Origin of the sequence: Streptomyces sp. NBC_00354, assembly GCF_036106915.1 — a bacterium.
GTDB lineage: Bacteria > Actinomycetota > Actinomycetes > Streptomycetales > Streptomycetaceae > Streptomyces.
The window spans coordinates 388,447-414,706 of record NZ_CP107983.1 but is presented as its reverse complement, the minus strand read 5'-3'; the positions used below and the strand labels follow the sequence as shown (position 1 = coordinate 414,706).

General features: G+C 70.4%; 22 protein-coding genes and 1 riboswitch. Of the genes, 10 read left to right on the top strand and 12 right to left on the bottom strand.

The genetic code is table 11. The annotated features are described in order from the left end of the window. Positions 1-11 precede the first annotated feature (11 nt). The 5 genes from OHT74_RS01990 to OHT74_RS01970 all read right to left on the bottom strand — a co-directional run bounded on the left by OHT74_RS01990 (position 12) and on the right by OHT74_RS01970 (position 4,081). Positions 12-770 carry a GntR family transcriptional regulator gene (locus OHT74_RS01990; protein ID WP_328619071.1) on the bottom strand — a complete coding sequence of 253 codons (759 nt, stop codon included), beginning with the start codon at positions 768-770 and terminating at the stop codon, positions 12-14. 314 nt (positions 771-1,084) lie between these two features. Continuing rightward, entirely contained in the window at positions 1,085-1,345 is a 261-nt protein-coding gene (locus tag OHT74_RS01985; protein ID WP_328619070.1) for a DUF6191 domain-containing protein, read from the bottom strand. A 97-nt stretch (positions 1,346-1,442) separates the two neighbouring features. Continuing rightward, positions 1,443-1,895: a hypothetical protein gene (locus OHT74_RS01980; RefSeq protein WP_266999237.1), complete on the bottom strand. Its 453-nt coding sequence runs from the start codon at positions 1,893-1,895 to the stop codon at positions 1,443-1,445. After that, complete coding sequence (locus OHT74_RS01975; protein WP_266659945.1) at positions 1,888-2,334, bottom strand: Ohr family peroxiredoxin; 447 nt, start codon at positions 2,332-2,334, stop codon at positions 1,888-1,890. Before OHT74_RS01975 ends, OHT74_RS01980 begins: the two co-directional genes overlap by 8 nt. Positions 2,335-2,414: 80 nt before the next feature. Then, a riboswitch (guanidine-III (ykkC-III) riboswitch) is annotated at positions 2,415-2,477 on the bottom strand. A 74-nt stretch (positions 2,478-2,551) separates the two neighbouring features. Next, positions 2,552-4,081, bottom strand: coding sequence for a serine/threonine-protein kinase (locus tag OHT74_RS01970; RefSeq protein ID WP_328619069.1), 1,530 nt, complete (start codon positions 4,079-4,081; stop codon positions 2,552-2,554). A 92-nt stretch (positions 4,082-4,173) separates the two neighbouring features. On the opposite strand from OHT74_RS01970, the gene OHT74_RS01965 reads away from it, so the two are divergent. The 3 genes from OHT74_RS01965 to OHT74_RS01955 all read left to right on the top strand — a co-directional run bounded on the left by OHT74_RS01965 (position 4,174) and on the right by OHT74_RS01955 (position 5,244). Beyond that, positions 4,174-4,356 carry a hypothetical protein gene (locus OHT74_RS01965; RefSeq protein WP_328619068.1) on the top strand — a complete coding sequence of 61 codons (183 nt, stop codon included), beginning with the start codon at positions 4,174-4,176 and terminating at the stop codon, positions 4,354-4,356. A 152-nt stretch (positions 4,357-4,508) separates the two neighbouring features. Next, entirely contained in the window at positions 4,509-5,045 is a 537-nt protein-coding gene (locus OHT74_RS01960) for a hypothetical protein (protein ID WP_328619067.1), read from the top strand. 31 nt (positions 5,046-5,076) lie between these two features. Further along, positions 5,077-5,244 (top strand): hypothetical protein, encoded by a 168-nt coding sequence (locus tag OHT74_RS01955; protein ID WP_328619066.1) that lies wholly within the window; start codon positions 5,077-5,079, stop codon positions 5,242-5,244. Between the two features lie 174 nt (positions 5,245-5,418). Here the strand turns inward: OHT74_RS01955 and OHT74_RS01950 are convergent, their stop codons facing one another. Both OHT74_RS01950 and OHT74_RS01945 read right to left on the bottom strand, forming a co-directional pair. Then, positions 5,419-6,894 carry an RNB domain-containing ribonuclease gene (locus OHT74_RS01950; protein ID WP_328619065.1) on the bottom strand — a complete coding sequence of 492 codons (1,476 nt, stop codon included), beginning with the start codon at positions 6,892-6,894 and terminating at the stop codon, positions 5,419-5,421. A gap of 238 nt (positions 6,895-7,132) precedes the next feature. Further along, positions 7,133-10,441, bottom strand: coding sequence for a S8 family peptidase (locus OHT74_RS01945; protein ID WP_328623236.1), 3,309 nt, complete (start codon positions 10,439-10,441; stop codon positions 7,133-7,135). A 630-nt stretch (positions 10,442-11,071) separates the two neighbouring features. Between OHT74_RS01945 and OHT74_RS01940 the strand changes: the two genes are divergently transcribed. Continuing rightward, positions 11,072-12,427, top strand: coding sequence for a lipase family protein (locus OHT74_RS01940; RefSeq protein WP_328619064.1), 1,356 nt, complete (start codon positions 11,072-11,074; stop codon positions 12,425-12,427). Between the two features lie 134 nt (positions 12,428-12,561). Here OHT74_RS01940 and OHT74_RS01935 read toward each other — a convergent pair whose 3' ends face one another. The 3 genes from OHT74_RS01935 to OHT74_RS01925 all read right to left on the bottom strand — a co-directional run bounded on the left by OHT74_RS01935 (position 12,562) and on the right by OHT74_RS01925 (position 15,181). Then, the gene (locus OHT74_RS01935) at positions 12,562-12,867 is read right to left on the bottom strand and encodes a protealysin inhibitor emfourin (RefSeq protein WP_328619063.1); all 306 of its coding nucleotides are present in this window, start codon (positions 12,865-12,867) and stop codon (positions 12,562-12,564) included. 16 nt (positions 12,868-12,883) lie between these two features. Beyond that, positions 12,884-14,098, bottom strand: a complete 1,215-nt coding sequence (locus OHT74_RS01930; protein ID WP_328619062.1) for a M4 family metallopeptidase — start codon at positions 14,096-14,098, stop codon at positions 12,884-12,886. 582 nt (positions 14,099-14,680) lie between these two features. Further along, positions 14,681-15,181 (bottom strand): VOC family protein, encoded by a 501-nt coding sequence (locus tag OHT74_RS01925; RefSeq protein WP_328619061.1) that lies wholly within the window; start codon positions 15,179-15,181, stop codon positions 14,681-14,683. 449 nt (positions 15,182-15,630) lie between these two features. Here OHT74_RS01925 and OHT74_RS01920 point away from each other — a divergent pair, with 449 nt between their 5' ends. Further along, positions 15,631-16,485, top strand: a complete 855-nt coding sequence (locus tag OHT74_RS01920; protein WP_328619060.1) for an alpha/beta fold hydrolase — start codon at positions 15,631-15,633, stop codon at positions 16,483-16,485. Positions 16,486-16,749: 264 nt separating this feature from the next. Here the strand turns inward: OHT74_RS01920 and OHT74_RS01915 are convergent, their stop codons facing one another. Continuing rightward, positions 16,750-17,745, bottom strand: coding sequence for a glycerophosphodiester phosphodiesterase family protein (locus OHT74_RS01915; RefSeq protein WP_328619059.1), 996 nt, complete (start codon positions 17,743-17,745; stop codon positions 16,750-16,752). Positions 17,746-18,029: 284 nt separating this feature from the next. Here OHT74_RS01915 and lanKC point away from each other — a divergent pair, with 284 nt between their 5' ends. From lanKC to OHT74_RS01895, 4 genes are all read left to right on the top strand, one after another. Continuing rightward, positions 18,030-20,663: a class III lanthionine synthetase LanKC gene (gene lanKC, locus OHT74_RS01910; RefSeq protein WP_328619058.1), complete on the top strand. Its 2,634-nt coding sequence runs from the start codon at positions 18,030-18,032 to the stop codon at positions 20,661-20,663. After that, a complete protein-coding gene (locus OHT74_RS01905; protein ID WP_266659907.1) occupies positions 20,660-20,806 on the top strand; it encodes a SapB/AmfS family lanthipeptide in 147 nt (48 codons plus the stop codon). The genes lanKC and OHT74_RS01905 overlap by 4 nt, the downstream gene beginning before the upstream one ends. 68 nt (positions 20,807-20,874) lie before the next feature. Then, on the top strand, positions 20,875-22,686 hold the full coding sequence (locus OHT74_RS01900; RefSeq protein ID WP_328619057.1) for an ABC transporter ATP-binding protein: 1,812 nt from the start codon (positions 20,875-20,877) through the stop codon (positions 22,684-22,686). Continuing rightward, positions 22,683-24,473 (top strand): ABC transporter ATP-binding protein, encoded by a 1,791-nt coding sequence (locus tag OHT74_RS01895; RefSeq protein WP_328619056.1) that lies wholly within the window; start codon positions 22,683-22,685, stop codon positions 24,471-24,473. The genes OHT74_RS01900 and OHT74_RS01895 overlap by 4 nt, the downstream gene beginning before the upstream one ends. 34 nt (positions 24,474-24,507) lie before the next feature. On the opposite strand, the gene OHT74_RS01890 is transcribed toward OHT74_RS01895, so the two are convergent. Beyond that, entirely contained in the window at positions 24,508-25,116 is a 609-nt protein-coding gene (locus tag OHT74_RS01890) for a response regulator transcription factor (protein WP_266659901.1), read from the bottom strand. Between the two features lie 291 nt (positions 25,117-25,407). Between OHT74_RS01890 and OHT74_RS01885 the strand changes: the two genes are divergently transcribed. After that, on the top strand, positions 25,408-26,241 hold the full coding sequence (locus OHT74_RS01885) for a class I SAM-dependent methyltransferase (RefSeq protein WP_266659899.1): 834 nt from the start codon (positions 25,408-25,410) through the stop codon (positions 26,239-26,241). Positions 26,242-26,260: the final 19 nt, after the last annotated feature.

The following is a 26,260-nucleotide window of genomic DNA, read 5'->3' as shown; positions in this document are numbered from 1 at the left end:
GACTTCAACGACTACAGTCGGCCGACTCCGAACTCGTAGACCACTTCCCGACGCACGTCCGGAATGACCATGTCGGCCGTTTCCACCGGACGTCCTTCCATGTCGAAGAGGGTCCGCTCGATCTGAAGCACGAGATCCCCCGTGCTGATCCCCAGAAGGTTCGCCTGCACCTGAGTGGCACGAGCCGGGCGCGGCACCTCGACCACTGTCGAGATGACCACGCCAATGGAACGCATGCGCTCGACCACCCCTTTTCCCGCCAGGGGACCCATCTCGGGCAGCACAATCGGCGTTCCATCCGTGATAGCCATGGGCTCCCAGGATTCGGAAAGCTGGACAGGTTGCCCGTCCGCGAGGAACTCGTAATGCGTATTGACACAGAGGTCCCCGGAGCTGATGGCGAGCCGCTCGGCGATTGGCTCAGGTGCGGGGACGCGCACCTGACTGTGTGAGTCCCAGGCGTCGGCCCTGCCCCGCTCCCTCCTGTCGTGCCAGGGAGGAGAGCCATCCCGGCGTTCGCGGTGCCGCGAGCGGACCAGCCGCAGGCGCTCTCGCGGCATGCGGACGTAGGTGCCCGAGCCGGCGCGTCCTTCGAGGAGACCGTCGATGATCAAACGGTCCATGGCCCTCTGCATGACGTTGCGTCCGACCCCGTACTCCACGGCGAGCCGTGCCCGGGACGGCAGGCACTCCCCGATCTCCCACTCTCCCGCGAGAATCCGTGCGCGCAGCACGTCGGCTACTGCGAGGTACGGCGCCTCTCGGGGCATGGATGATCCTCCGGTTGTCCTACTCTGCGGCAGCTGGTCATTCCCAGGGGGCGTTGGCAAGTTACTGCACCAGGAAAAAGCTGCTGGAGTAGAAATACGCTCCGAGCTCATGCGCCTACGGAGTTGGTCGGCAGGCAGACCAACTCGACCTGCTGATCGGCTGTCGGCCGCCAAGGCGTGGACCCGGCGTGCTGGTGCGGGGAAAACAGTCCGGCAGGACGACCAGCTTCTGCCGGCTCAGCGGATGCACGGGGCTGGAGGAAACCGAGAACTTCTGGCAGTCGTGCACGGGCGGATGGTGATGTAACGAACCGCTACAGCGCGTCGTACCTGCTCGTGGCGCTCTGCACGGGGCGGATAACCGCCTTGCCGGAGTCGAGGTCAACAGAGCTGGGGGGTGCACCGGATTCGGCGTCGTCCCTGAGGACAAGTTGGCGTTCCCGCTCCTGTTGCACGTGTCGCTGTGACGGATGGAAGAGCTCGCCCCATGCCCCGGCAGTGGATGCTCCGCCGCCGCCGCCATGCCTGCGCCGCCGCCAGCCGACCCACGTAAAGAGGAACAGCCACAGGAACATGACGACACTGCCAGTTGCAAGGAGCTCATGAGACACCTCGCAGTCTGGAGAAAGTTTGCCTCACACTCCCGTCGGCCTCGGTCGAAGCCGTGGCCGGTCACGTCCGCCAGTACGTACCCGCACGGGAATCGACGTGTACGAGGTGTCGGCCGACGCGCACCACGTGGTAGCCGGTACCGGCCCAGGAGCCGGTGTCGCCGTCGTCGGCGGGCAGTGGGGTCCAGACCTCCAGGAACGTACTGCCGTCCGTGTTGGTGCCCCACTCGATGAGGTTCGCACCCTCCCACCGGAAGGTGCCCGTGTCCTCGCCGGGCTCGCCCTCCAGGTGGTGGAAATGCACGCGGGAGCCGTCGAAGGACGTGACGCCGGCGAAGCCCCGGCTGTCGGCGAAGTACGGGCCGGCCTGCAGCCACACCACCTCGCGGTCTTCCACCAGGGGACCGCCGTTCCGGCTGATGCCGCGCCGCAGCCACGCACCCCGCTCGGGCACCGGGATGCCCGGCCCGCCCGCTGCCGGAGGGGTTCCGAGGCCGCCTGCCGGCTCAGGCATCGGCGGCGGTGTCGTCCACGGCCAGCAGCGAGAGCTCGATGTTCCCGCGGACCGCCTGGGAGTAGGGGCAGACCGCGTCCGCCCGGTGGAGCAGGGGCAGCAGGTCAGCCGCCTTCCACCCCGGCAGGGAGACCGTGAGGCCGACCGCGAGACCGTAGCCGGCGGGCGTGTCCGTGGTACCGAGCTGTACCTCGCACGCCACGCGCGCGGCCGAGGCATCCGCCCCGAATTCGGCTGCGACCTCGGCCAGCGCAGACGTGAAACAGGCGGCGAACCCGGCCGCGAACAACTGCTCGGGGTTGGTGGTACCGGGCACCTTCTTGCGCGGCGGGGCCAGACGGACGTCGAGGCGCCCGTCGTCGGTGACCACCGATCCGGTACGGCCCCCGCTGGCGTGTGCGGTCGTCCGGTAGAGGGTGCGGGTCAGCGGCACGGTCATGTGGTCAGCCCATCTGTGCGACGAGGGAACGCCGCCCGGGGCCGGACAGCGCTTCGGCGCCTGCCGGTGGGACGGCGCCTGGCGCGTCGTCGTGCATAACCGGGTACGGCGCATCTCGTCCGGGGCCTCGGGACCGGGCCGCCGAACAATCTAGCAACGGGAGCAGGCCCGCCGGGACATTCACCTGTAGTGACCCGCCTCACCCGCCCCCACCGAGTCAATGACTGCGGATGACGGCGAGAAGTCCACCGTCGTACGAGTAGCGCTTACCAGCACGGTGCAGCAGCGCCTCGTGCAGCCTTCGGATCTCCGCCCGTGCCAGTGCTGTGTTGCGGAAACGGATGGTGGTGACTGCCGCCCTGGGGCCGGCACCGGCAGGCTGGAAGCGTTCCCATACGACATTCTTCGTCGCCGCCGGCGCTAGTTCGCCAACCACGACGAACTCCTGAAGCAGACCCCAGCGCGTGGACCGCAGAGTTACCTGTGCCAGCTCTTCCCAGGTCGCGCTCCATTCGTGACCTTCACGCAGGAAGTAGAGCCCGTCACCCGCCACCCGTACACACGCCGCGTCCCCGCGTGCCATGGCCAGGCCTCCCAGGCTGAACAGGACAAGCGCGACGATGCTTGCCAATGCGGCGGAGAGGGGATGGTCCACGAAGGAGAACACGGCCACGCCGAGCGGAACGGTCCCGGCGAGCGTGGCCGCGAAGGCGACGCGCATGTGCCCCATCGAGTACCGCACCTCGATGGGCGTCCCCGAGGCCCGCTCAACGACTGCCCGGACTGGGACTGCATCCATGACCGTCTCCTCCGCCGGCAAGGCCGGCGGCCCGGGTGCGCCAAGCGGCGGAGGTGGCGGGGAAGTAGGCGCCAGGTCCGGCAGAGCCACAGGCGAACCCACACCTATGTCGGCACCCATCACCGGACGCGTCACAGTCTCCGCACCACCCCCGCTCAGTGCGGACAACACCTCCTCCGCAGACGGCCGCCTCTCCGCTCGCTTTTCCAGGCACTCTCCCAGCACCGTCCGGAGTCCCTCCGGCAGGCGTTCCAGGTTCGGCATCTCGTGCACGACCCGGTAGAGCAGCCCCGCAGCACTGCCCTCCCCGAACGGCATGCGCCCAGTGGCCGCGAAGCACAGGACCGTACCGAGCGAGAAGATGTCGCTGGCCGTGCCGACACTGCCGCCCTGGGCCTGCTCGGGCGACATGAATCCGGCGGTGCCGATCGCCACGCCCGTCCGGGTGAGCATGGTCGCACCGTTCAGCGCCTTGGCGATCCCGAAGTCGATGAGCCGCGGCCCGTTCTCCGTGAGCAGGACGTTCGCGGGCTTGAGATCCCGGTGGACGAGCCCCGCCCGGTGCACGGAGTGCAGCGCCTCTGCCAGGCCCGCCCCGAGCCGCCATACCGCGTCCTCCGTCAACGGCCCGTTCTCCCGGACCCGTTCGGCAAGATTGGGTGCCGGAATGTAGTCGCTGGCCACCCAGGGCGTCTCCGCCTCCGGATCCGCATCGACCACGGTCGCCGTCCAGAAGCCTCCGACCGCCTTCGCCGCCTCCACCTCGCGCCGAAACCGCGCCCGGAAACCGGGGTCCGAGGCGATCTCCGGCCGGACGACCTTCACCGCCACCCGCCGACCACTGCGCGATTCTCCGAGGTAGACCTGCCCCATGCCGCCCGCGCCGAGCCGCGCCGTAATCCGGTACGGGCCGACGGCCGCCGGGTCACCGGCCTTCAACTGCTCCACAATTCCCCCGAGTGCAATCGCCTACAAGAGAACTTAGAGCCGGCCCGCGCCCGGTGTCAGCTGGAAGGACGAGGGCGAGCAGCGGGTGCGCGGTGCTGCTCGTCGCGGCACTCACTCAGGGCAGCGAAGTCGCCCCCGAGGCCGGGGACTTCCTGTGCGCCAGGAGCACAGACGGGCTGCTGCTGTGGTCCCTGCTCAAGGATGCAATTCGCCCGCAGGGCATGGTGTCGAACTCCGTGCGCATGGCGCAGATGCCGCAGAAGTTGGCAGCCTGAGTTCCCGGTTGTGATCAGTATGTCGTGATCGTGTCACGATCATGTGGGCCCGTCCGGATGGGCGCGACCGGGCGACATAAAGACGGTATTAAGGTGACGTGCGCCTGCCAAGGTGCCCTACTTGCTCATCACTCTTTGCAACGGGATTGAATGTGAAGCTTCGTCATGTCCGGGCAATAGCCGTCTTCGGTGTCGCCGTCGTCGCGCTGACGGGAGCCCGTGGCTCCCACGGCGCCAGCTGCGGTGGCAGCCACGGCTCCAGCTCCTCGCACTCCAGCAGCTCGGGCAGCTCCAGCAGTGGTACCACCGGCAGCACCACTGGCGGCAGCGACAGCAGCAGCGGTACCTCGTCCGGCAACTCCTCCGTTACGGGCGGTTCGAGCAGCGCCAACAAGGCCGAGCGTGACATCAAGATCGACAAGTGCCGCCTGGACGAGTCGGGCAAGAACCTCGTCGCCCGGCTCACCGTCACCAACAGCGGCTCGTTGAGCTACACCTACAACATCACCATGAAGTTCGAAGGCGCGCCCGGCTCGAGCGCCCTCGCCGCCACGGCCAGGGTCACCAACCTGACGGTCAAGGCCGGCGGATCCCAGCAGGCCGAGGCCACAACGCCGTACACCGGCAAGGGCGACGGAGGCGAATACAAGGAGTGCGTCGTCTCCAGCGCGACCAAGAGCGTCTCCTGACACACCGTTTCGTCTGGCCGGGCCGAGCGGCGTGCTGGGTCAGGACCCCGCGCACGGCGTTGGCCACCGGCATCGGGCGGGCTGCCGGGGCGAGGTCCTCCAGCATCCGCTGCGGTTCGAGCGGCTGTGCCTGGACGTGGTGTGGCGGGGCATGAAGATCCCCGCGTTCAGCCAGGTACCGGCCGCGGCGGCCGGCTGACCGCCGATGCCGAGGGCCGGCAGCGCCCGAGCCCCCGCCCCGGCCCGCCCTTGTTTCTCATCACGGTCGCCGCATGGGCTGCCTGGCTGGGCTGGGACCAGCGCCGCGACGTGCACCCCGACGGTTCGGTGACGCCATTTCCGACTCCGCAGAAGTGCGGATCCCTGACTCAGGTCACCAGTCCTGCACCAAGCTGAAGAGGATCTTCTTGTTCCTGTCAGAGAACGCGGGGTCGGCCCGCTCGAGCCTGACCCGGACGCTTGCGCCCAGCTTGAGGTCGACGTCCGCCGAGGTGACTCTGCCCACCACGGCGGGCTCCGCCATCTGGACCTGTCCCTCCCGCCGGTTCGGCGGGACCTCTTCCTCGTCGGTGTCGATCACCGTGGCGTCGAAGATGCCGCCCACCCGGTCCATGAGCACTGCCGCCTCCACCAGGTCCACGGACTGCCGGTCCGCCGCACTCCCCTTCGCCTTCGCCATCGTGATCGGCAGGCCGTCCAGGGCGGCGAGCACCCAGTCCGGCGGGGCCTGGCCAGCGCAGGAAGCCACGCACAGCTCACCGGCGTACCGGTCGACCAGACGCCGCAGCGGGGCCGTGCAGTGCGTGTACGGGGCCGCGATCGCCGCGTGGCTCGTCTGCTCGGGGATGTGGTCGTGGTCGCGGAAGGACTTGTAGACCGATTTCAGCAGCAGGGCGCCGGCCGCCTCGTGGAGGAAGGCCGCGTGCTTCTGGTCGTGCGGATCGAGCGAGCGGATCAGCTCGGCGTACGAGACGTGGTGCGGCCAGTCGATGCCCAGGCCCTGGGCGATGCGGTGCAGTCGTGTGACCTCGTGGGTCGGGGCCATGTCCTGGGTCCGCAGGATGCCCGGACCGCTGTCCAGCATCATCCGGGCCGCGGCCATCCCGGTCATGAGGGAGATCTGCTCGTTCCAGCCGTCCACGGGCAACGGCGCCCGGTAGCTCAGCCGGAACGATCCGTCCTCGAACGTGACCTCCTGCTCCGGGAGGGTGAGCGAGATGCCGCCCCGCGCGGCCTCGACGGCCTCGCGCAGGGTGCCGATGTCGCGCAGCAGGGCCACGGACTCCTCCGCGGTGCCGGAGTCGATGGAGTGCTGGACGCCCGCGTAGTCGAGTTTGGCCTTACTGCGGACCAGGGCGCGGCTCACGTACGACGTGGTCACCTCGCCGTGGGCGTCGAGGTCGTGCTGCCACAGCAGGGCGGGGACGGTCTGGTCCGGCAGCAGGCTGGCCGCGCCCTCGGAGAGCGCGGGCGGGTACAGGGCCACCTTGCCGTCGGGGAAGTACAGCGTCACGATCCGCTTCTGGGCCTCGGCGTCCAGCGCGCCGCCGGGCACGACGAAGGCGGCCACGTCGGCGATGGCGTAGTACACGCGGAACCCGCCGCCGGGGCGCCGCTCCAGGTACATGGCCTGGTCGAGGTCCTTCGACGTCGGCGGATCGATCGTGAAGAGCGGCAGATGGGTGGCGTCCTTGTCGGGCAGCCGGGGCGAGTGCGCGGCGGCGTCGGCCGCTTCGAGCACGGGTGCGGGAAAGGCCGCGGGGGCATGCAGGTCGGTCCGCAGCTTCTGCAAGGCGGTGCGCAGCGCGGCCTTGGCCGCGTCGGACATGTGCATCGGGCGCCGTGGCATGCCCCGAGCATAGGGCGGCCAGCACGCACCGGCACGGCGGGGCGATCCGTCCGGAGGACCTCCGGAGGACCTGACCGGGTGGAGGCTCGATTCCCCCGACGATCAGGCACACGTCCGTCAGGCACACATCCGTCAGGTACACGTCCGTCATGTACACGTCCGCGACGGAACGTGCTGGAAGGGTTCTTGAACGCTTCCAGCACGTCGTCGTCACGCGGTGTGCGTCACCGGGGCAACGTCACTTGCCGTAGTACGCGTTGTGGATGGTCAGCGACGACTTGTTGCCCTGCTTGTCCGTGACATCGGCGAAGAACGAGATGGCCTTGTCCTTCGCCGGGTTCTTCACGGAAATCTTGCCGTTCGCAACCTTCACGGGCTGCCAGGTCTTCCCGTCGTCATAGCTCACGGACACGGCGAGCGACTTGAGGTTCCTCCCGGCCGCCGAGCCTTGCACGGTCACCGGGACCTGGACCGACTTGCCCCCAGGGGCGCGCGAGGCGAGGTCGACGGGGGCCGCGAAGCGGACCGTGGACACCGGCAGCGCCGTGGTGGCCGCGACCTGCTTCGAACGGAACGTGAAGCCGGCGTCGATGCGGGTGGAGGCTGCGGCGACCTTCGCCGGGCGCTCCACGGAGGTCACCAGCCGGTACTCGGCATCGGCGGCGTCGACCTTGAAGGGCTGCGTGCCGCTCAGCGGGTCGTCGTTCTCGCCGACCTTGACGCCGTTGCGGTACAGCGCCGACGTGGCCGAGGTGTACGTCGTCAGACCCGCGTGGCCCTTTCCGTCGGCGAACAGCGGCACGGCGCCGACGAGCTGCTGCTCGCCCGTGGCCGCGTCGGGTGCGGTGCGGAAGACGCCCATTTTCTCGCCCAGGAGCGGGCCGAAGACGCCGGTGTTGAACGTCTCCCGGTATGTCCTGCCGGCTTCGTAGTGCTTTGGTTCGGTCATCTCGTAGGCGCCGTCGAAGGCCGGGTGACCCCACTTGTCGGGCTCGCCGAACTGCTCCGACTTGGTCAGCCACTTGACGCCGTCGGCGGTGGAGACGTAGAAGGTGCGCGTGCCGGGCGTGGCCTGCGGCGCCGAGAACCCGTTGCCTTCCGGCGCACCCGGCAGATGGGCGAACGGAGAGGTGAGAGTGGTCTTCCCGGGAGCGGAGGCACCGACGTCCACCTTGAGCGTCGCCAGTTCGTTCGCCTTCACGTGCTTGGTGTAGCCGGTCGCGACCTTCTGCGTCTTGCCGCCGAAGGCCACCGAGTACTGAGCGGTGGCGTCCTTGAGCAGGTGCGCGTCCCAGGTCTGGAGGAGCGAACCGTCGCTGACGCCCGGACCCATGTGCGCGGTGCGGAAGTTGGTGAAACCCCTCAGGACCCAGCCGTTGCCGACGCGGCCGATGTCGGTCGCGACCTCGTAGTACGTCCCCCCGTAGTCCACCTTGTCGACTCCGGGCACGGTGATGTCCACCGGCCTGGTGGTGCGCGCGTCGGCCGTGACCGTGGTGTCGCCGGAGACGTCCAGCTTCGGCTGGGCGATCCAGTCGGTGCCCTTGGTGAGGTCCGACGGGTCCTGGTACACGGCCGCGTTGAACGTGTACGAGCCCTTGGGCACACGGATCTTGTGTGTGCCCGGCTCGTTGTCGATCCGGGCCTGGAAGCCCTTGCCGGAGCCGGCGACGCCGATCAGGGTGCTGGAGAAGTTCACGGCGTCGGCGCCGTCGCGGTCGATGGTCCTGAGCGTCAGGTCGTAGGACTCCGCCTCGCGGACGGCCACCGCGGCCGTGCGGACGGACTGGCCCGCGCCGGTGGCGGTGACGTAACCGGAGTAGGTGCCGTCGGCGTCGCCGATCCTGGTGTCGGCGGTCAGGTCGACTTCGGCCGTGCCCCCGGCGGGCACGGTCACCTTGGTGGCGCCGAGCGCGAAGAACCCGGCCGGGGCCGGCCTGCCCGCCGGATCCAGCGCGGACACCGACAGGTCAAGGGTGACGTCGCTGGTCCCGAGGTTGCGGTAGCCGACCTTCTTGGTGAGGGGCTGGTCGTCGGGATGCGGCCACTGTGCAACGCCGAAGGTCAGCGAGACCGGATCGGCGATCACGCTCTGGGCCAGCGCCTTGTCCACCTGGATGCGGCCCGAGCCCTGCTGGAAGGGGGTGTAGTCGCCGCCCTTGGCGGAGGCGGTCAGCGCGCCCTTGAGCTCGGCGGACTTCCAGCCCGGATGCTGCTGTTTCAGGATCGCCGCCGCGCCCGCTACGTGGGGCGTGGCCATGGAGGTGCCGTCGATCTGCAGGTAGCCGGGGGCCGGGTGCGGTGTGCCGGGGCGGGTGTCGAGCGCGCTGCCGGGGGCGGCGGCCGCAGTGATGGCAACGCCGGGCGCGGTCACGTCCGGCTTGACGGCTCCGTCGCCGGTGCGCGGACCGATGCTGGAGAAGGGCGCCGGCTTGTCGTCCTTGTCGACGGCGCCGACGGTCAGCGCGGCGTCCGCGCTGCCGGGCGAGCCCACCGTCGAGTCACCGCCCTCGCCTTCGTTGCCCGCCGCGATGGCGAACAGGATCCCCTTCTCGGCGGACAGCTTGTTGACCGCCGCCTCCATCGGGTCGACGCCGGGGGAGTCCGGGCCGCCGAGACTGAGGTTGACGACGTCCGCGCCCTCGGCGGCGGCCCACTCCATGCCCGCGATGATGCCGGAGTCGTCCCCGACTCCCTCATCGTTCAGTACTTTCCCGCTGATGACCTTGGCACCGGAGGCGACACCCTTGTACCTGCCGCCCGACATGGCGCCGGTACCGGCGGCGATCGAGGCGACGTGCGTGCCGTGTCCGACGCGGTCTGCGGTGTCGGGTGAGGTGGAGAAGTTCTTCTCGCCGACGACCTGGGTCTTCAGGTCGTCGTGGGCCTTGTCGACTCCCGTGTCGAGGACGGCGATCTTCACGCCCTTGCCGTCGTACCCGGCCGCCCACGCCTTGTCGGCGCCGATCTGCTCGACACTGCGGTCCAGGCTCGCTCTGCGCACCCCGTCCAGCCACACCTTGCCGATGCCGGAGGCGGTGGCGCGCACGCCGCCCTTGCCCTGGTCGGTCAGCGCCTCCCACACCTTGGCCACATCGTCCTGCGACGTACGGAGGGCGTCGGCATTGATGGTCGGGAACGTGCGCCGCACCTGGGTGTCACCTGCCGAACGCACCTCGGCCCGTGCGGCACTGGTGCCCCCGTCGTACTGCACGATCAGCTTGAGCCCGTCGCGGTGGCTCTTGCGCAGCAGCGGGTCGGTGAGCTCGTCGACGTCGAAGAGCCGCTGGTCCAGCTTGCCCGTGGCGATCAGGCGCTGCGCGTCGCTGGGCACCACCAGCGTGTGGTTCTTGGTGCGCTGCACCTGTACGGGTATGCGCTCACGGCCCTTGGCGGACTCGAAGCCCACCACCCGGCCCTTGTCGCCGACCACCACGCGGTCGCCCGTGATGAGTTGGATCCGGCGGTTGCTGTCCAAGCGTGTGGTGTTCGGTGTGTTCGGTGTGGTGGTCGTGGACGTGGTGATGGCCGCCGCGGGGCCGGTCATGCCTGCCACGAGGGCCACCGAAGTGGCCGCTGTGACGGTGAAGGCGCGTGCTCTCTGCACATGTGCGCGCAAGTCTCCCCCAGGAGCTTGGGATGAGGTCGATGGGTCATTCCGGCCAGGGGCGCAACGGCGCTCGACGGGCCGGTCAGCGCAGTATGTGAGGTGAGAGAGACGTGATCAACGGCGTGACGGCGGCGGGGGATTGAGTTCCGTGACTTCAAGCCATCCAGATGCCGACGAGTTCGATGGGGTGACGACGGTGGTGTGACGACCGTGTGATCGCCGAGCGATGCTTGTGCGACACCGGTGCACAGCAGGTCCTCCGGATCGCGGAGAAGGGCAGGCCCGCGCGCTCTTCGAGGACCGGTGCCCCCACGGCCGGCGCGTGCCCCTCCGATTGGCCGTATCCGTATCCTGAACAGCCGCCCTGCCGGAGGGGGCGGGGCTCCGCCCGGGCCCCCGGGTTCCGCCCCACCGTCCCTCTGACGAAGCCCTCGACGGGGCCCCGGTCCACCGTGACCGGCTCAGAGCCTCGTGGAAAACCCTGGCGACGCTTCTATGTGTAACGGCGTTACCTCCAGTAAGTTACCGCCAGGTAAAGCCGCTGCAGGCTAGACGTACGGGGGAGTAATGAACCGGAGAACTTCTGCTCTGTTGTCCACCGCCATCGTGACGGGCGTCGTCGTCGGCACGGCGCCGACGGCGACGGCCGCACCGACTGCGGTGACACAGGGGACGACCACGACCACGGCGACGGCGCCCGACCCGTTCTACCGTTACGACGGCAGCAAGCCGCTGTCCGCATACCAGCCGGGCGACGTTCTGAAGAAACGTACGCTGAACTACCACGTCTTCGGCATCCCGACGCCGTTGAAGGCGATCCAGCTGCTCTACCGCACGACCGACGCCCAGGGCAGGCCCTCGGCCAACGTGACCACCGTGGTCCGCAGCCAGTACGGCGACGGCAGTAAGGCGGTGTCGTACCAGTCGTTCTACGACTCCCTCAGCCCGGAGGACGGTCCCTCCCGGGCCATCGCCGGTGACGTCTCTCTCGGTGGCGCCATCGCCAACGCCGAATCCCTCATCGTGGCGCCGCTTCTGCTCAAGGGCTACGACGTGGTCATCCCGGACACCGAGGGACAGAACGCCGACTTCGCGGCCGGCCCGGAGTACGGAACGAACACTCTGGACTCGATCCGCGCCGCCATCCGCACCGGGGAGACGGGTCTGCATGCCGGTACGAGGTTCGGCCTGTTCGGCTACTCCGGCGGGTCCATCGCCACCAACTGGGCGTCGGTCCTGGCCCCCGCGTACGCGCCCGAGGTGAACAAGCAGCTGGTCGGCTTCGCCGAGGGCGGGCTGCTCGTCGCCCCTGCGCACAACCTCAGGTACGTCGACGGCGCGCTGGCGTGGAACGGGGTGATCCCGATGGCCCTCATAGGCGTCTCACGCTCGTACGACATCGACCTCACCCCCTACCTGAGCGCGAAGGGCCTCGCGGTCGTCAAGGAGCTCGAACACGGCTCGATCGTCGATGCGCTGGCCCACCACCCGGGGATGACATGGAAGGACATGGCGAAACCGGAGTACAAGGACCCGAACTCCATTCCGGCCTTCGTCGCAGCGGTCAACAAGATCAATCTGGGCCGGGCCGCCACCCCGACCGTCCCGGGGTTCATCGGGCAGGGGAACGCGGGCTGGCTCGAGGGAACGTTCAGCAGGCCGCCGGGCATCGGCACGGGTGACGGCGTCATGGTCGCCGGGGACGTGCGGACGCTGGCCCGGCAGTACTGCGCCACCGGCAACAGCTCGATCAAGTACGAGCAGTACGACCTGCTCAGCCACGTCGGCGCCATGCCGTACTGGGCGCCGCGCGCGATGGCCTGGCTGGACGACCGCTTCGCGGGCAAGACCGCCCCCACCAGTTGCGGCAGGATCCCTGCGGGCAACTCCCTGGAGCTGGAGAAGCCGACCGTCACGCCGTGACCGCTCCGGACCATAGCAGTGCAGCCCCGCCGCGCGCGGGGCTGCACTGCTGCTCCAGGTGACGGGCAGGGGAGTGAGGCAGGGGCCGGACGGTGAGGAATCGCCGTCGGGGGTGCAGTACGAGAAGAAACCGCCTAGGGCCGGTCCTGCTGCGCGAGGTGTTTCTTGAGCCAGGCGAGCAAGGCCGCGAACGCCGGGGACATGGCGGCGTCCGACTGTTCGAGCGCCGTCGCGTGGCCGTCGTCCTCCATCGTGATCGTGTAGGTCATCGCGTCCCTGGCACGGTCGGCCTGGTCCGCCACGGGCATCGCGACGGCCGCCGCCACCAGCTGGGTCAGCTCCGCTGCGGCGTTCTCGGGTAGCGCCGCTGTGTCCAGCACCTCGGGCCGGCGGCGGATTGCCGCCGCCAGCCCGCCGTATGACTCCAGAGTCACCTTCATCGCGCGCGACCGGTGGTCACTTGGCCCCCTTCAGTGCGGCCATTTCCTTGGCCAGCCCGCTCACCTTGGCGCTCAGTTCCCCGATCTGTCTGGTCAGGGCCGCCAAGCCGTCCTGCCGGCCCAGGCCGCCGTTCCCGTTGACCGGCAAGCTCCGTGCCCGGGCGAGCCCCGCCGGGACCCCGCTGATCTGGATCTCCACTCCCTGCCACGCCGCCAGTACGGCCGACTGCTCGGGGCTTCCGATGCCGAACAGTTCTCCGGCCTTCTGGAAGGTGGTGTCCGCGAAATCCTGGAAAGTGGCATCCCTGCTGGAGGCTTTGAGCGATTCGTACCAGATGTTCCCGGCAGCCTCCCATGCGAACCCGCCGATGCCCATGGCAGCCAGGAAGAACGCCTTGTTCGGAATGCCGGAGTTGTAGTGCACCCCGCCGAAGTCCCCTCTACGGGTGTTGGGCAGGTGGACGAATTTGCTCATACGGTCGGGCTGGGGGTCTTTTCCGAACTGCGGATTGTCGTATGCCTGCCCCGGCGCCTTCATCGACCGCAGGGCGTCACCGCCGATTCCCGGGGTCCACACGTCAGCCCCGATCAGCCAGTCCGCATCCTCGGCCTTCTGCTTCTGTGACCATTGCTTGACCAGCGACCCGAAGACGTCCGACATCGACTCGTTCAGGGCCCCGGACTGATTGTGGTACTCGAACTCCGAGGTGTTCTCGGTGACCCCGTGCGTCAACTCGTGAGCGATGACGTCCAGCGATCCCGTGAGGTTGCTGAACTGCTTGCCGTCCCCGTCACCGAAGACCATCTGGCGTCCGTCCCAGAACGCGTTGTTGAATTGGACGTCGAAGTGGACGTATCCGTCCAGCCGCATCCCCCGGTCATCGATCGAATTGCGCTGGAACACCTCCTTGTAGAAGTCGCGCGTCAGGCCGAGTCCGTCGAAAGCCTGGTTGAGGGCCGGGTCCGCGGATTCCGGTCCGTCTTCAGGCCTGACCAGGACAGCGTTGGGGAGGGAAACTCCCTGCTCGCAGTCGAAGATGGTGCGCCGGCCGTTACCGGCGGTGGCGGCCGCACCGGCGAGGGACGCCCGGACCGCTCGCTCGCCCCGCAGGCGCGCGGTGGTCAGAAGCGTGTCCAAGGCGGCCTCGCGTACCTCACGGTCTTCGCTTTCGAGGAGCTTGTCGAGAATGTACGGGGGAATGATGCAGTTGACTGGGCGGGTCCTGCTCATGGGGCACCTCCTGGGCGAGAGGACCAACGGTTGACAATTCATCAATTGACGCTTGGATGTTCTCGGATCACTCCTGCGTTCCCGGCCATGGAAAGGGTCGAGGAAACAGCAGGGGTCCGCTGATCTGACAGCAGCGGGAGAAGCGTTCGGCGCCAAGCAGCCCGGATTCCAGCGGCGGGGCCACGCTGATATCACCAGTCTCCTGCCGTCCGCAGCGACGGGCAAACGCAACGAAAGTGCGCGGAGATCCACCCCGGACGTCCGCCGGACAGGCCGGCACGAACCGGTCCGCGGCCGTTCCCGCAGACTCCTGGCCGCGACTGCCGGTTTTCTCCAAAGCGCACTTGTTCCGGCGAACCCGTGCCAGGTACGGCCGAAACTTCACCCCACTTGCCGCGGTATGCGCTCGCGCCGTACTCACTCACGGCCTCGTCGAAGCAACGGATCACTGCTCGGGCAACGGCGCCGATGTTCTGCTGCGGGCCACGGCCTGCCGGCCGAGCCGGAACGCAGCGGTGGCGGCCACCGCCTCCACGGCGAGGAGGCGGTGACCGCGCTGCGGGTGATCAAGGTCCGTGTTCCTCAGGTGGCGGAGCCTGCCGCCGAACCCGTCGCGAGGTCCGCGCCCCAGCGTGCGATCGCGGCCGGCAGGTCGAGCGGGCCCGGGCGCTGGTCGGCGTCTTCGGCGGGCCAGTCCTTGCGGGGGACGCGCCACATCACCTCGAACTCGTTGCCGTCCGGGTCCTTGGCGTAGAAGGACTTGGAGACCAGGTGGTCGCTCGCGCCGACCAGTGCACCGCGTTCGGTGAGCTTGTGTCCGAGTTCCGCCAGCTCGCCGAGGGTCCCGACCTCCCAGGCCAGGTGGTAGAGGCCGACCCGGCCCTGCTCGGGGCCGGGCGCGTCGGCGCCGATCGCGAACAGCCCGAGGTCGTGGTCGTTGAGGCTGTCGGGGGCGCTCAGGAAGGCGGCGCGACCGGCGGTCAGGTGGTCGACCTGGAATCCGAAGACGTCGGTGTAGAACGCCACGGAGCGCTCGACGTCGCGGATCCAGAGCACGGCGTGGTTCAGGCGGCGGACGGACATGCGGCAGCGCTCCCGGTGGCTCGAATGGTCTGGCTCGATGTGGGCGACTCCAGCATAACGTTCAAATTCGAACTACCTGCCTACCTGCCTCCCGGCTGGCCGGGCCGGGGCGCCGTATCGGCCGATCGCTACAGGGCGGCTCGGCGGCCCGGTCCTGTGTCATCGGACCTTGATCATTGCCAAAGGGCCCCGATGATCATTAGGTTTGTGCCATCGAAGTTTGAGTGGCACGGGGTGCCCGTGTGTCGGGGGTAGCCGTAAAGGAGCCGGCGGGTGCGTATCCGGATCCGGCTGTGGGGGCGTTTGGCCTTGGCTCCTTTGCAAGCGGCGTCCGGTGGCGACGCCCGATCGGTCCTGCTACGAGGGCCGGTCCGAGCCGATGGCTGCCGGCCGGTACCAGCGACGCGCGTGCCGCCGATGCCACGGGACGCCAGAAAGCGAGTAGACAGATGCAACCGACGTTCGTACTGGTTCACGGAGCCTTTTCGAACTCCTTCTCATTCGCACCGCTCCAGGCCGAACTCGGTCTCCTGGGGCACCGTTCAGTCGCCGTCGACCTGCCCGGTCATGGTTTCCAGGCGACCTACACGCGCGCCTACCAGGCGCCACAAGATCTCGAAGAGCTCACCACGGCACCCGGCTCGATCAAGGGCGTCACGCTCGCCGACAATGCCGCGCACCTGATCGGGATCCTCGAAAGGGCCAAGCGGAACGGGCCGGTGATCCTGGTCTCCCACAGCCGTGGCGGCGTCACGGCCACCGCCGCAGCCAACGCACGGCCGGACCTGATCGACCGCGTGGTCTACGTCTCGGCTTGGTGCCCTGTCGATCTCGACGTCGGCGACTACTACGCCGAGCCGGAGATGGCCACGGTCGACGCCGCTGCCCTGGGCCTGGCGCTGGCCGGGAACCCGGCCGAACTCGGCCTGCTCCGCGTCAACTTCCGCACCGCGAATCCGGACGCGCTCGCGGCCTTCAAGGCGGCCTTCCTCGCTGACGGCACCGACGAGGAGTTCCTGACGTTCCTGAACACCTTCCAGCCCGACGAGAACCTGGACGTCGGCACCTCCACCGACCGGGCACAGGCCGAGACCTGGGGTCGCATCCCGAAGACCTACGTCCGCCTGGCCGACGACACGAGCCTGCCGCTCGCCATACAGGACCGGCTGATCCGCGAAGGCGACGCGCTGACGCCGGACAACCCGTACGACGTCCGCACCCTTGCGGGCAGCCACCTGAAGTGGCTGGTCGACCCGGCACCAGCGGCCCGAGTCCTGGGTGAACTCGCAGCACTCGCCGTATAGCTGGGGGCGCCGTGCCCGGTGCGCGAGGACGACCACCGGGCGCACCGTCCCGAGAACCGCGGCCCGCATCGTTGAGAGAACCGCGATGCCGCGCATCTGGTGCAGCCGGTGCACACCGAGGATGTCGTGCATCCCACCGCGATGTCGTGCACTCGCGCGGGGAGTGCACGACATCGTGAGGGACAGCCAGTGACATCGCCGGTGACAGTGCCGTAGATCCACCCCGGTGCGCCGTGCACCGCTGCAACTGGCGATGCCTGTGCTCTACCTGAACAGACGGTCACCAGGGGTCGCCATGCGATGGGTGCCGCTGTGGCGGTTCACCCAGTCACGGACGAGGCTGATGGAGTTGGCGCACTGCCAGCTGTCGTCGTATTCGCGCACTCCGGTGAAGGCCCCGTAGCCCGCGATGATGCCGTCCACACGCCCGTCGCCCAGCAGTTTGTCGACGTACCACGGATCGTTGTAAGTCGTAGTCCAGGACAGTGTGGCCGCGAGCTGTCCGGAGTCACGGTCCCCGGCGCCCTTCTTCAGCTCCGCGCACGTGTAGTGAGTGGCTTCCGTGCAGTTGCCGAACCCCTTGGTGATGTCGCTGTCACCGTAATCCATCACCCGGCGGCCGGCCGGGAATCCGGAACCGGACCGGTTGAAGGCCCCCCGGACCTGGTCGCGGGTTCCTGTCGTCGTGATGCCCTCCAGGCTGCCGAGCCTGCCTTCCAGGCTCTTCCAGCCCCTGCCGCCGACGTCCGGGGTGCCGCCGCCGTGGTACTCGTAGAACCCGTAGAGCACCTGGATCCCGGCAGCCGTCAGCCGCTGCGCCTTGTCGCGCAGTCCGGCGACGCTGCACCCGCGGTTCTCCTGCTCTCCGCAGTAGTTCGGGTCCTTGATGTCCAGCCAGACCAGCGACAGTCGGCGTCCTGAGTCGGCGTGGGAAAGAATGCGGTCGATCATGCTGTCGAAGCTGGGACCCAGCCGGTTGTCACCGGCCGAGGAACAGTCGTGATAGGCCCGCCATTCGTTCGGGTTCCACCAGGCACAGACGTCTATCTCGATGCCGTTGGCGCCGTGCTTGAGCGCGGCGTCCACGCCGTCCAGGGTGTCGACGCGGTGCGCGATGGCGTAGATGGGGTGACGCTGCTCGGCTGCTGCCGCCGGGGCCGTGCCGAGCGCGGTGGTACCGATGATTCCGCACAGGGCCGCGATCAGCGCCAAGAGCATCCGTGGGCCGGCAGCGCGCCTGAGGTAAGTGGTCAAGAACATACTCCGTCATGTCGGTGTCCGAAGCGGACGATTGATCTCACCCCTCACATGCTGACATTCGATAAATGCATGATGAATGAAATTTGGTGAGGGGCGGCCCTCGAGTGGCGAGAAACCGCTTCCGCTCCCTCCGCCATGTGACGAGGAAACGACCGGAGAACGTCATCCGGGACACCTGACTCGTGACTCGTGAGTACTGCACACCCCATCGGTGACAGGCGTGACTGTCGTCGTATCCGCCGGGCGTGACACGGTCGGTTCTGCCGCCGACCGAGGGAGCAGGTGTGAACAACGGGTACGCCGCGTTCTGCGACGCCGACCGCTGGTTCTACGACGCGCCGTACCGGCGCGCCGGTGAGAGTTACCCGGCCGCACTCGCCCCCGTCCCGTCGGGGTGGCGCTCGCACCGCAGCGGCGACTGGCTCGCACTGCGCCCCGCCGATGCCGAACTGCCCGCGCAGGGCTGGAAGATCCACGTCTCGGCCACGCTCGACAACGCCGAATCGCTGCTGACGACGGTGTACGAGTACTGCACCGCCCGAGGCATCGCCTTCAAGTTCATACCGAGCCGGTACCTGCTGCACCTGCGCAACGCCAAGTACGCCGACCGCGCGGCGAGCGGCAAGTTCATCACCGTGTACCCGGCCGACGAGCAGCAGTGCCGCCGGATCGCGGAGGACCTCGACGCCGCGCTGGCCGGGGCGGCCGGCCCGTACATCCTCAGCGATCTGCGCTGGGGCGCCGGCCCGGTCCACCTGCGCTACGGCAGTTTCACCCTGCGGCACTGCTACGACGAGCACGGCGAGCTGGTCCCGGCGATCGAGACCCCTGACGGGCGGCTCGTACCGGACCCGCGCGGACCGGTGTTCCAGCCACCCGAGTGGCTCCAGCTGCCCGCCTTCCTGGAGCCGCACCTTGCAGCGCGCTCCGCGATCACCCTGACCGGCATCCCCTTCACGGTGGAGCGGGCGCTGCACTTCTCCAACGGCGGCGGCGTCTACCTGGGCAAGGACAGCCGCACCGGCGAGAGCGTGGTCCTCAAGGAGGCCCGCCCGTACGCCGGGCTCGCCGCCGACGGCGCCGACGCCGTGACCCGGCTGCACCGCGAACAGGCCGCACTGGAAAGGCTGTCGGGCCTGGGCTGCGTGCCCGCGGTGCGTGGCACGTTCACGGTCGGCGACCACCACTTCCTGGTGCTGCAACACCTCGCCGGCAAACCGCTCAACACCTACTTCGCCCGCCGCCACCCGCTGATCGAGGCGGACCCCGACCCGGCGGAGCTCGCTTCGTACACCGAGTGGGCCCTGACGATCCACCGCCGCGTCACCGAGGCCGTCGAAGCCGTGCACGCCCGCGGCGTGGTCTTCAACGACCTTCACCTCTTCAACATCATGGTCGCGGAGGACGAGAGCGGCGAACCGTCCGTCGCCCTGCTGGACTTCGAAGCCGCCGCGCACGTCGATGAGGGACTGCGGCAGACCGTGGCCAACCCCGCCTTCGTCGCCCCCGCCGAGCGGCGCGGGTTCTCCGTCGACCGCTACGCCCTCGCCTGTCTGCGGCTCGCCCTGTTCCTCCCCCTGACCAGCCTGCTCGTCCTGGACCGGGCCAAGGCCGCCCACCTGGCCGCCGTCGCCGCCGCCCAGTTCCCCGTACCACGTCAGTTCCTCGACGAGGCCGTCGAAGAGATCCTGTCCGGCGCCCCGCAGGGTGCACCCGGCGGCCGCCTGCACGCGCCGCCCGGCCCGTACCTGCCCGTCGAGCCGGGGGACTGGCCGGCCGCCCGTACGTCGATGAACGCGGCGATACGCGCGAGCGCCACCCCGGACCGCGAGGACCGCTTCGTGCCGGGCGACATCGCCCAGTTCGCGACCGCCGGCGCAGGCATCGGCTTCGGCTACGGGATCGCCGGAGTGCTCCACGCCCTCGCCGAGACCGGCGCCGGACCCTGGCCCGAAGCCGAGGAATGGCTGCTGGCACGGACGGAGGATCCGGCCTCCGGTACTCCGCTCGGCTTCTACGACGGCCTCGCCGGCACGGCGTGGACCCTGCACCGGCTCGGACACCCGCGCCGCGCCCTCGCCCTCACCGAACGGCTGCTGCACCAGTCCTGGCAGAGCGCGGGCCCCGACCTGCACAGCGGACTCGCCGGCATAGGCCTGGCCCTGGACGCGCTCGGCACCGCGAGCGGCGAGAGCGAGCTGCACACCGCGGCCCTGCGCTGCGCCGAACTGCTCGCCCGCCCGGAGCAGCGGCCCGCCCGCGCCGGACTGATGTACGGGAACACCGGCCCCGCCCTCCTCTTCCTGCGCCTGTACGAACGCACCGGCGACAAGGAACTGCTGCTCCAGTCCGCCCGGTCGCTCCACCGCGACCTCGACCGCTGCGTCACCAGCGCGTACGGCACCCTCCAGGTGAACGAGGGCTGGCGCACCATGCCGTACCTCGGCGAGGGCAGCGTCGGTATCGGCATGGTCCTCGACGACTGGCTGGAGCACGCTCCCGACGAGCGCTTCGAACAGGCCCGGCGCGAGATCGTACGGGCGGCGCAGGCGACCTTCTACGCCCAGCCCGGGCTGCTGCGCGGCGCCGCCGGGATGATCCTCCACCTGGCCCGGACCACCACCCCGGGCCCGGGCACGGGACCCGACGACATCGCCCGCCAGATCGACGCGCTGGCCCGGCACGCCGTGCCGTACCAGGGACATCTCGCCTTCCCCGGCGAGCAGATGATGCGCCTGTCCATGGACCTCGCCACGGGCACCGCCGGCGCTCTCCTCGCCCTCGGCGGCGCCGCGCCCGGCGGGCGCGCGCACCTGCCGTTCCTCCCGCCGCTGCGACGCACCGCGGCGGCCCCAGAGCCGGTCCCGCCCGGGGCCGTGACCCATCGCACCACTCGACAGAAGAGGAATCTGACATGACACTTCTCGACCTGCAGTCGATGGAGACCCCCAAGGAAGAGGTCACCGAGGGCGCGCTGCACGGCGGCGGTGGCGGTGGTGGCAGCCGGGCCAGCCTGCTGCTCTGCGGCGACAGCAGCCTGAGCATCACGACCTGTAACTGACATAGGTCACCTCGGGCCCGGGCGGTTCGCCGCCCGGGCCCGCACCACATCACTGGAGGCATCCGCCGATGAGCCCTCCCGACACGGCGGTCGACGGCACGGCGGCCGGCACGGCACAGGCGGCCGCCGTGGCACGCACCACCGACCGGGCTCTCGTGGCAGCGGCCCGGCACAGCGCCGGGCGCACCGCCGGCGTCCTCGGATGCACGCTGAGCGCCGCCGCGGCGGCGCTCGCCGAGCCGGCCGTCCTCGGCCACACCCTCGACCTGCTGCTCCGCGGCGCCCCGTCGGGCCCCGCCTGGACACTGCTGTGCGCCGCGGTCATCGCGGCCGAAGTGGCGCTGGACGCGGCCGCCGCCCGGCTGACCGGCGAGGTCGACGGCCGCTCCACCGCGAGCCTGCGCAGGCTCGCACTCGCCCGGCTGCTGCGGACGGCCCCGCACCACGGCGCCCGCCGTGCACCCGGCGAAACCGCCGCGCGGCTGACCGCGCACGCCACCGAGGCAGGGAAGGTCCCGGCCGCCGTCGCGCACGCCGTCGCCGCACTGCTGCCGCCGCTCGGCGCGATGGCCGCCCTCTTCCTCATCGACCTGTGGACGGCACTCGCCTTCCTCGTCGGCGTTCCGTTCCTGGTGCTCCTGCTGCGGGCCTTCGCCCGCGACACCCACACCAGCGTCGCCCGCTACCAGCAGGTCCAGCTCGAGACCGCCGGCCGCCTGACCGAGGCTCTGGCCGGGGCGCGTACGATCGCCGCCGCCGGCACCGCGGAGCGCGAACGCGCGCGGATCCTGGCCCGGTTGCCCGAGCTGGGCACCGAGGGCAGGCGGATGTGGCAGGTCTACGGCGGCGCCACGGCCCGGTCCGCGGCCCTCATGCCGATGCTCCTGTACGCGGTCCTGGCCGTCGGCGGCATCCGCCTGGCGGCCGGGGCCATCGGGGTCGGCGAACTCCTCGCCGCCGTACGGTACGCCGGCCTCGCGGCCGGCATCGGCGCCGTGACCGGCGCACTCGCAGCCGTGGTCCGCGGCCGGTCCGCGGCCCGGCGGACCGCCGCCCTCCTGACCCTGCCCGTACTCGGCCACGGCCGGGCGGAACTGCCGGAGGGCGGCCCCGGCACCCTGGAACTGCAGGGCGTCCGGGTCGTGCGCGATGGTGCGACGGTCCTGCACGACATCAGCCTGGTGATCCCCGGAGGCGCCACGGTGGCCGTGGTGGGCCGCTCGGGCGCGGGCAAAACGCTGTTCGCCGCCGTGGCCGGCCGGCTCACCGACCCCGACGCGGGCCGGGTCCTGCTGGACGGGGTGTCCCTGCGGGAGGTGACCGCCGAAGCACTGCGCCGCGAAGTCGGGTACGCCTTCGACCGGCCCGTGCTGCTCGGGGACACGGTCGGCGATGCGATCGCCTTCGGCTCGGGTCCGGACCCCGGCCCGGAAACGGTGAGCGCCGCGGCCCGTGCTGCGGGCGCCGACCTGTTCGTACGGCGCCTGCCCCACGCGTACGGCACGCGCCTCGCCGATGCCCCGATGTCCGGCGGAGAGGTCCAACGCCTCGGCCTGGCACGGGCGTTCGCCCATGCGGGACGGCTCCTCGTACTGGATGATGCCACCTCCAGCCTCGACACCGTCACGGCCCGCGAGGTGGAGCGGGCCCTCGCCCGCGAGATCCGGCCCGGCACCCGGATCGTGGTCGCGCACCGCCTCTCGTCCGCCGTCCGCGCCGACCTCGTCGTATGGCTGGAGGACGGGCGGGTACGGGCGACCGGAACCCACGGCTTGCTGTGGCAACACGACCCCGCCTACCGGGCGGTGTTCGCCGCCGACACGGAAAAGGACATGGAAAAGTACCCGGGAAAGGACACGGCGCGGGAGGCGGCGCGGTGACCGGGGGAGGGGCCTGGGGCCGGGTGGCACCCGAGGGCCGACGGTTCCTGCGCGGGCACAGAAAGGCCGTCGGCCGGCTGGCCGCATGGTCGCTCCTGGAGTCCGCGCACACCTTCCTGGGCGGCTACGGTGTGGCCCGCGCCCTCGACGACGGCTTCCTCGCCGGCCGCACCGCCACCGGTCTCGGCTGGCTGGCCGCGGCCGGAGCCGGGGCGCTGCTCGGCGGGTTCGCGCTGCGCGGTGTGTTCGCCGGGCTCGCGGACCTCGTGGAGCCGCTGCGCGACGGCCTGGTCCGGCGGGCGGTGCGGCAGGCACTGGACCGGGCGGTCGCCGACCCGGCCGGCGCTGCCGACACGGGCGCCGTGTCCCGGCTGACCCAGCAGGCCGAAATGGCCCGGGACTCCTTCGCGGGGCTGGTCCTTACGGCACGTTCGTTCGTGTTCACCGCCGTGGGCGCCTTCGTCGGTATGGCCGCGCTGGCGCCCGTGCTGCTGCTGGTCGTGCTGCCGCCCCTGCTGCTGGGCATGGCCGCCTTCCTGGCCACGCTGCGCCCCCTGGCCTCCGTACAGCGCAGGTCCCTGGACACCGACGAGGCGCTGGCCGACCGGGCGGGGAGGCTGGCCGAGGGCCTGCGCGACATCGTGGCCTGCGGGGGGCAGACCGCTGCGGAAGCCCGGGTGGAGCCCCTGATCGCCGCCCAGGAACGGCTGGCGTGCACCCTCGCGGGCTGGGCGGCCCTGCGCACCCTGGCCCTGGGCACGGCGGGCCGGCTTCCGGTGATCGCACTCCTCGCGGCGACGCCCTGGCTGCTGGGCCGCGGGATCACCGCCGGCACGCTGGCCGGCGGCCTCACGTACCTGGTACAGGCCCTGCTGCCGGCTCTCAACTCCCTGATGGCCGCGCTGGGTTCCGCCGGGACCCGACTGCTCGTGGTCCTCGAGCGCTTCAGCGGACCGGTGCCGCCGGACCCGGCGGGCCACCGCCCCGTGAAGCCGCAGCCGCAGCCGCAGCCGCAGCCGCCCAGGCCGGCCCGCACGCGGACCGATGCCGCGGCCGAGCTCCGGGGCGTCACCTTCGCCTACGGCCCCGGCGCGGCGCCCGTACTCGACGACCTCGACCTGATGGTGCGCCCGGGGGAGCACCTCGCGGTGGTCGGACCGAGCGGAATCGGCAAGTCCACGCTCACCGCCCTGCTCGCCGGAATGCTCTCACCCGACGCGGGATCGGTCCTCGTCGCCGGCGCGACCGCCCGCCGGGAACCCGGGGCCGAGGACGGACCGGATCCACGGCGGACCCTGCTGCCGCAGCAGGCCTACGTGTTCACCGGCACCGTACGGGAGAACCTGACCCACCTCGCCGCGGCCCCGGGCACCCCCGGGCCCGGCGACGCCCGAGTGCAGCGCGCCGTCCGCGCCCTCGGGCTGGACGAGCTGGTGGCACGGCTCGGCGGCCTGGACGCCGAGGTGACCCCCCGGCTGCTGTCCCGGGGCGAGAGCCAGCAGCTCGCGCTCGCCGCCGCCTACCTCTCGCCCGCTCCGCTGCTGCTGCTCGACGAGGCCACCTGCCACCTGGACCCGGCTGCCGAGGAGCGGGCCGAACGGGCTCTGGCGGAGCGTCCCGGCACCCTCGTCGTCGTGGCCCACCGCGTCTCGTCCGCGGCCCGCGCCGACCGGGTCCTCGTCCTCGACGGGACCCGCGCCGTCTGCGGCACACATGAAGAACTCCCCGCCAGGTCACCCCTGTACCGCGATCTGGTGGGGAGGTGGAACCAGGCCGCGGACGAGTGACACGGCCGTCGTGCCCGTCCGCGGCGCCTGCGGATCAGACCCAGCCGGCCCGCCGGGATATCCGGATCGCGTCGATCAGATTGCGCGCCCCGGTCTTACGGGTCGCCGCGGCCATGTAGTTGCGTACCGTCCCGCTCGCCAGGTGCAGCGTGCAGGCGATCTCGGCGATCGAATCGCCCTCCGCGGCCCGGGTCAGCACGCTCAGCTCCCGCGGGCTCAGCGGCACGGGGTCGGCCTCCATGAACGCGGAAGCCAGCGAGGCGTCAATGAAGCGTTCCCCCGCGGCGACCTTCCGGACCGCCCGTACGAGCCGCCCCGGGGAGCCGTCCTTGTCGACATAGCCGCGCGCCTCGGCGCGGAAGGCGCGGTGCAGCAGCCCGGGCGCGCCGGTCGACGCGAGCACGAGGACGGGGGACGGGGGCGCGAGGACCTGGTGGTCGGCGCGCCCGTCATCGGAGAGGACGGCCGTCGTCCCCGGACAGTCGAGGTCGACGACCGTCACATCTGGTCGTAACGACTCGGCCTGGCGTGCCGCGGCCCGCCAGCCCGCCGACGTGACCTCGAAGGGCCCTTCGGATCTCAGGAGGGCGGCCAGTGCCGACCTGACCAGGCTGACGCTGTGCAGGACGAGTACCTTCGTCATCGTGTGCGCTCCTCGGTAGACGTACCAACGGCACCACGGGTGCCCCCATACAGGGCCGATGGAACGTCACTGCGGGGGGCGTGCAGGGGCGTACGGACAAGTTGGCCAGATACCCACGGATTCCGTTTCCCCTTCGGCGGGTAACCCCCTTGAGGGTCGGACCGGTCCTACCCGCCCGCCGTCCACGGCAGCCCGTCCCGGACCCGGCGGGTCCTCTGTCGCGACCGGGAGCCACGCGCCACACTGGAGACTCCGGGGCGGAACGCCCCCTCACGAGGAGGTGGAGGCGTGGTGGCGGGGACCCCTGCAGAGCAGCCCGCTCCGGTCGTGCGGCCCGAGGTGTGGGAGACGTACGGTCCGGCCGATCTCAGCGCCGTGCCGGTGTTCGCCGGAGGGTTCATCAACTTCGGCTACTGGCAGGCGGTCGATCTCGAACAGCCGCTGTCCCAGGGTGACCGGATCCGCAGCGAGCAGGACCTGTACCGGCACGTACTCGACGCGGTCGGTCCCGCGGGCGGTCGGGCCGTGGAGGTCGGCTGCGGTCTCGGCCTCGGGTGTGCCCTCGCCCTGGAGGAATACGGGCCCACGGAGATGACCGGGGTGGACATCCACCCCCAGCAGCTCCGGCGTGCCCGCGAAGCGAACTCCCTTCTCCTCGAAGCCCGGCCGCCCCGGCTGCGCTTCGTGCTCGGGGCGGCGGAGAGCCTGCCGCTCGGCGACGCCGAGTTCGACTGCCTGTACAGCGTCGAGGCGGCCCAGCACTTCCCGGACCTGCCCGCGTTCGCCCGCGAGGCGGCGCGGGTCCTGCGCCCCGGCGGGCGGGTGGCGGTCACCAGCTTCTTCAGCGTCGAGGGTGCGCCCGCGCCGGCGGAGCGGCTCGCGGGGCTGCTCGACTCGTTCGCCAGCGGCCTGGACATCGCCCGGCCGGTCTCCCGGCTCGACGAAGCCCTGGCGGACGCCGGTTTCGCCGACGTACGGATCACCTCGATCGGTCCCCAGGTCTGGCCCGGCTGGGACCGCTGGCTCGCGCGCCTCTGGGCGCCGGGCACCTGGCCCCGGAACTTCCTGGCCGCCTGGGAGCAGCAGATCCTGGACTATTACCTGGTCACCGCCACCCGCCCGTAGCCGGCCGGGCTTCGCCCGC

What these genes read in the sequence shown, in the direction of transcription:
- OHT74_RS01950 (WP_328619065.1), bottom strand. Translation starts at nt 6,894, where the DNA reads ATGCCACGGCGCCCGATGCACATGTCCGACGCGGCCAAGGCCGCGCTG.
- OHT74_RS01915 (WP_328619059.1), bottom strand. Translation starts at nt 17,745, where the DNA reads ATGTTCTTGACCACTTACCTCAGGCGCGCTGCCGGCCCACGGATGCTC.
- OHT74_RS01900 (WP_328619057.1), top strand. Translation starts at nt 20,875, where the DNA reads ATGAGCCCTCCCGACACGGCGGTCGACGGCACGGCGGCCGGCACGGCA.
- OHT74_RS01940 (WP_328619064.1), top strand. Translation starts at nt 11,072, where the DNA reads ATGAACCGGAGAACTTCTGCTCTGTTGTCCACCGCCATCGTGACGGGC.
- OHT74_RS01925 (WP_328619061.1), bottom strand. Translation starts at nt 15,181, where the DNA reads ATGTCCGTCCGCCGCCTGAACCACGCCGTGCTCTGGATCCGCGACGTC.
- OHT74_RS01890 (WP_266659901.1), bottom strand. Translation starts at nt 25,116, where the DNA reads ATGACGAAGGTACTCGTCCTGCACAGCGTCAGCCTGGTCAGGTCGGCA.
- OHT74_RS01975 (WP_266659945.1), bottom strand. Translation starts at nt 2,334, where the DNA reads ATGACCGTGCCGCTGACCCGCACCCTCTACCGGACGACCGCACACGCC.
- OHT74_RS01920 (WP_328619060.1), top strand. Translation starts at nt 15,631, where the DNA reads ATGCAACCGACGTTCGTACTGGTTCACGGAGCCTTTTCGAACTCCTTC.
- OHT74_RS01930 (WP_328619062.1), bottom strand. Translation starts at nt 14,098, where the DNA reads ATGAGCAGGACCCGCCCAGTCAACTGCATCATTCCCCCGTACATTCTC.
- OHT74_RS01945 (WP_328623236.1), bottom strand. Translation starts at nt 10,441, where the DNA reads ATGACCGGCCCCGCGGCGGCCATCACCACGTCCACGACCACCACACCG.
- OHT74_RS01905 (WP_266659907.1), top strand. Translation starts at nt 20,660, where the DNA reads ATGACACTTCTCGACCTGCAGTCGATGGAGACCCCCAAGGAAGAGGTC.
- OHT74_RS01935 (WP_328619063.1), bottom strand. Translation starts at nt 12,867, where the DNA reads ATGAAGGTGACTCTGGAGTCATACGGCGGGCTGGCGGCGGCAATCCGC.
- OHT74_RS01990 (WP_328619071.1), bottom strand. Translation starts at nt 770, where the DNA reads ATGCCCCGAGAGGCGCCGTACCTCGCAGTAGCCGACGTGCTGCGCGCA.
- OHT74_RS01985 (WP_328619070.1), bottom strand. Translation starts at nt 1,345, where the DNA reads ATGTTCCTGTGGCTGTTCCTCTTTACGTGGGTCGGCTGGCGGCGGCGC.
- OHT74_RS01980 (WP_266999237.1), bottom strand. Translation starts at nt 1,895, where the DNA reads ATGCCTGAGCCGGCAGGCGGCCTCGGAACCCCTCCGGCAGCGGGCGGG.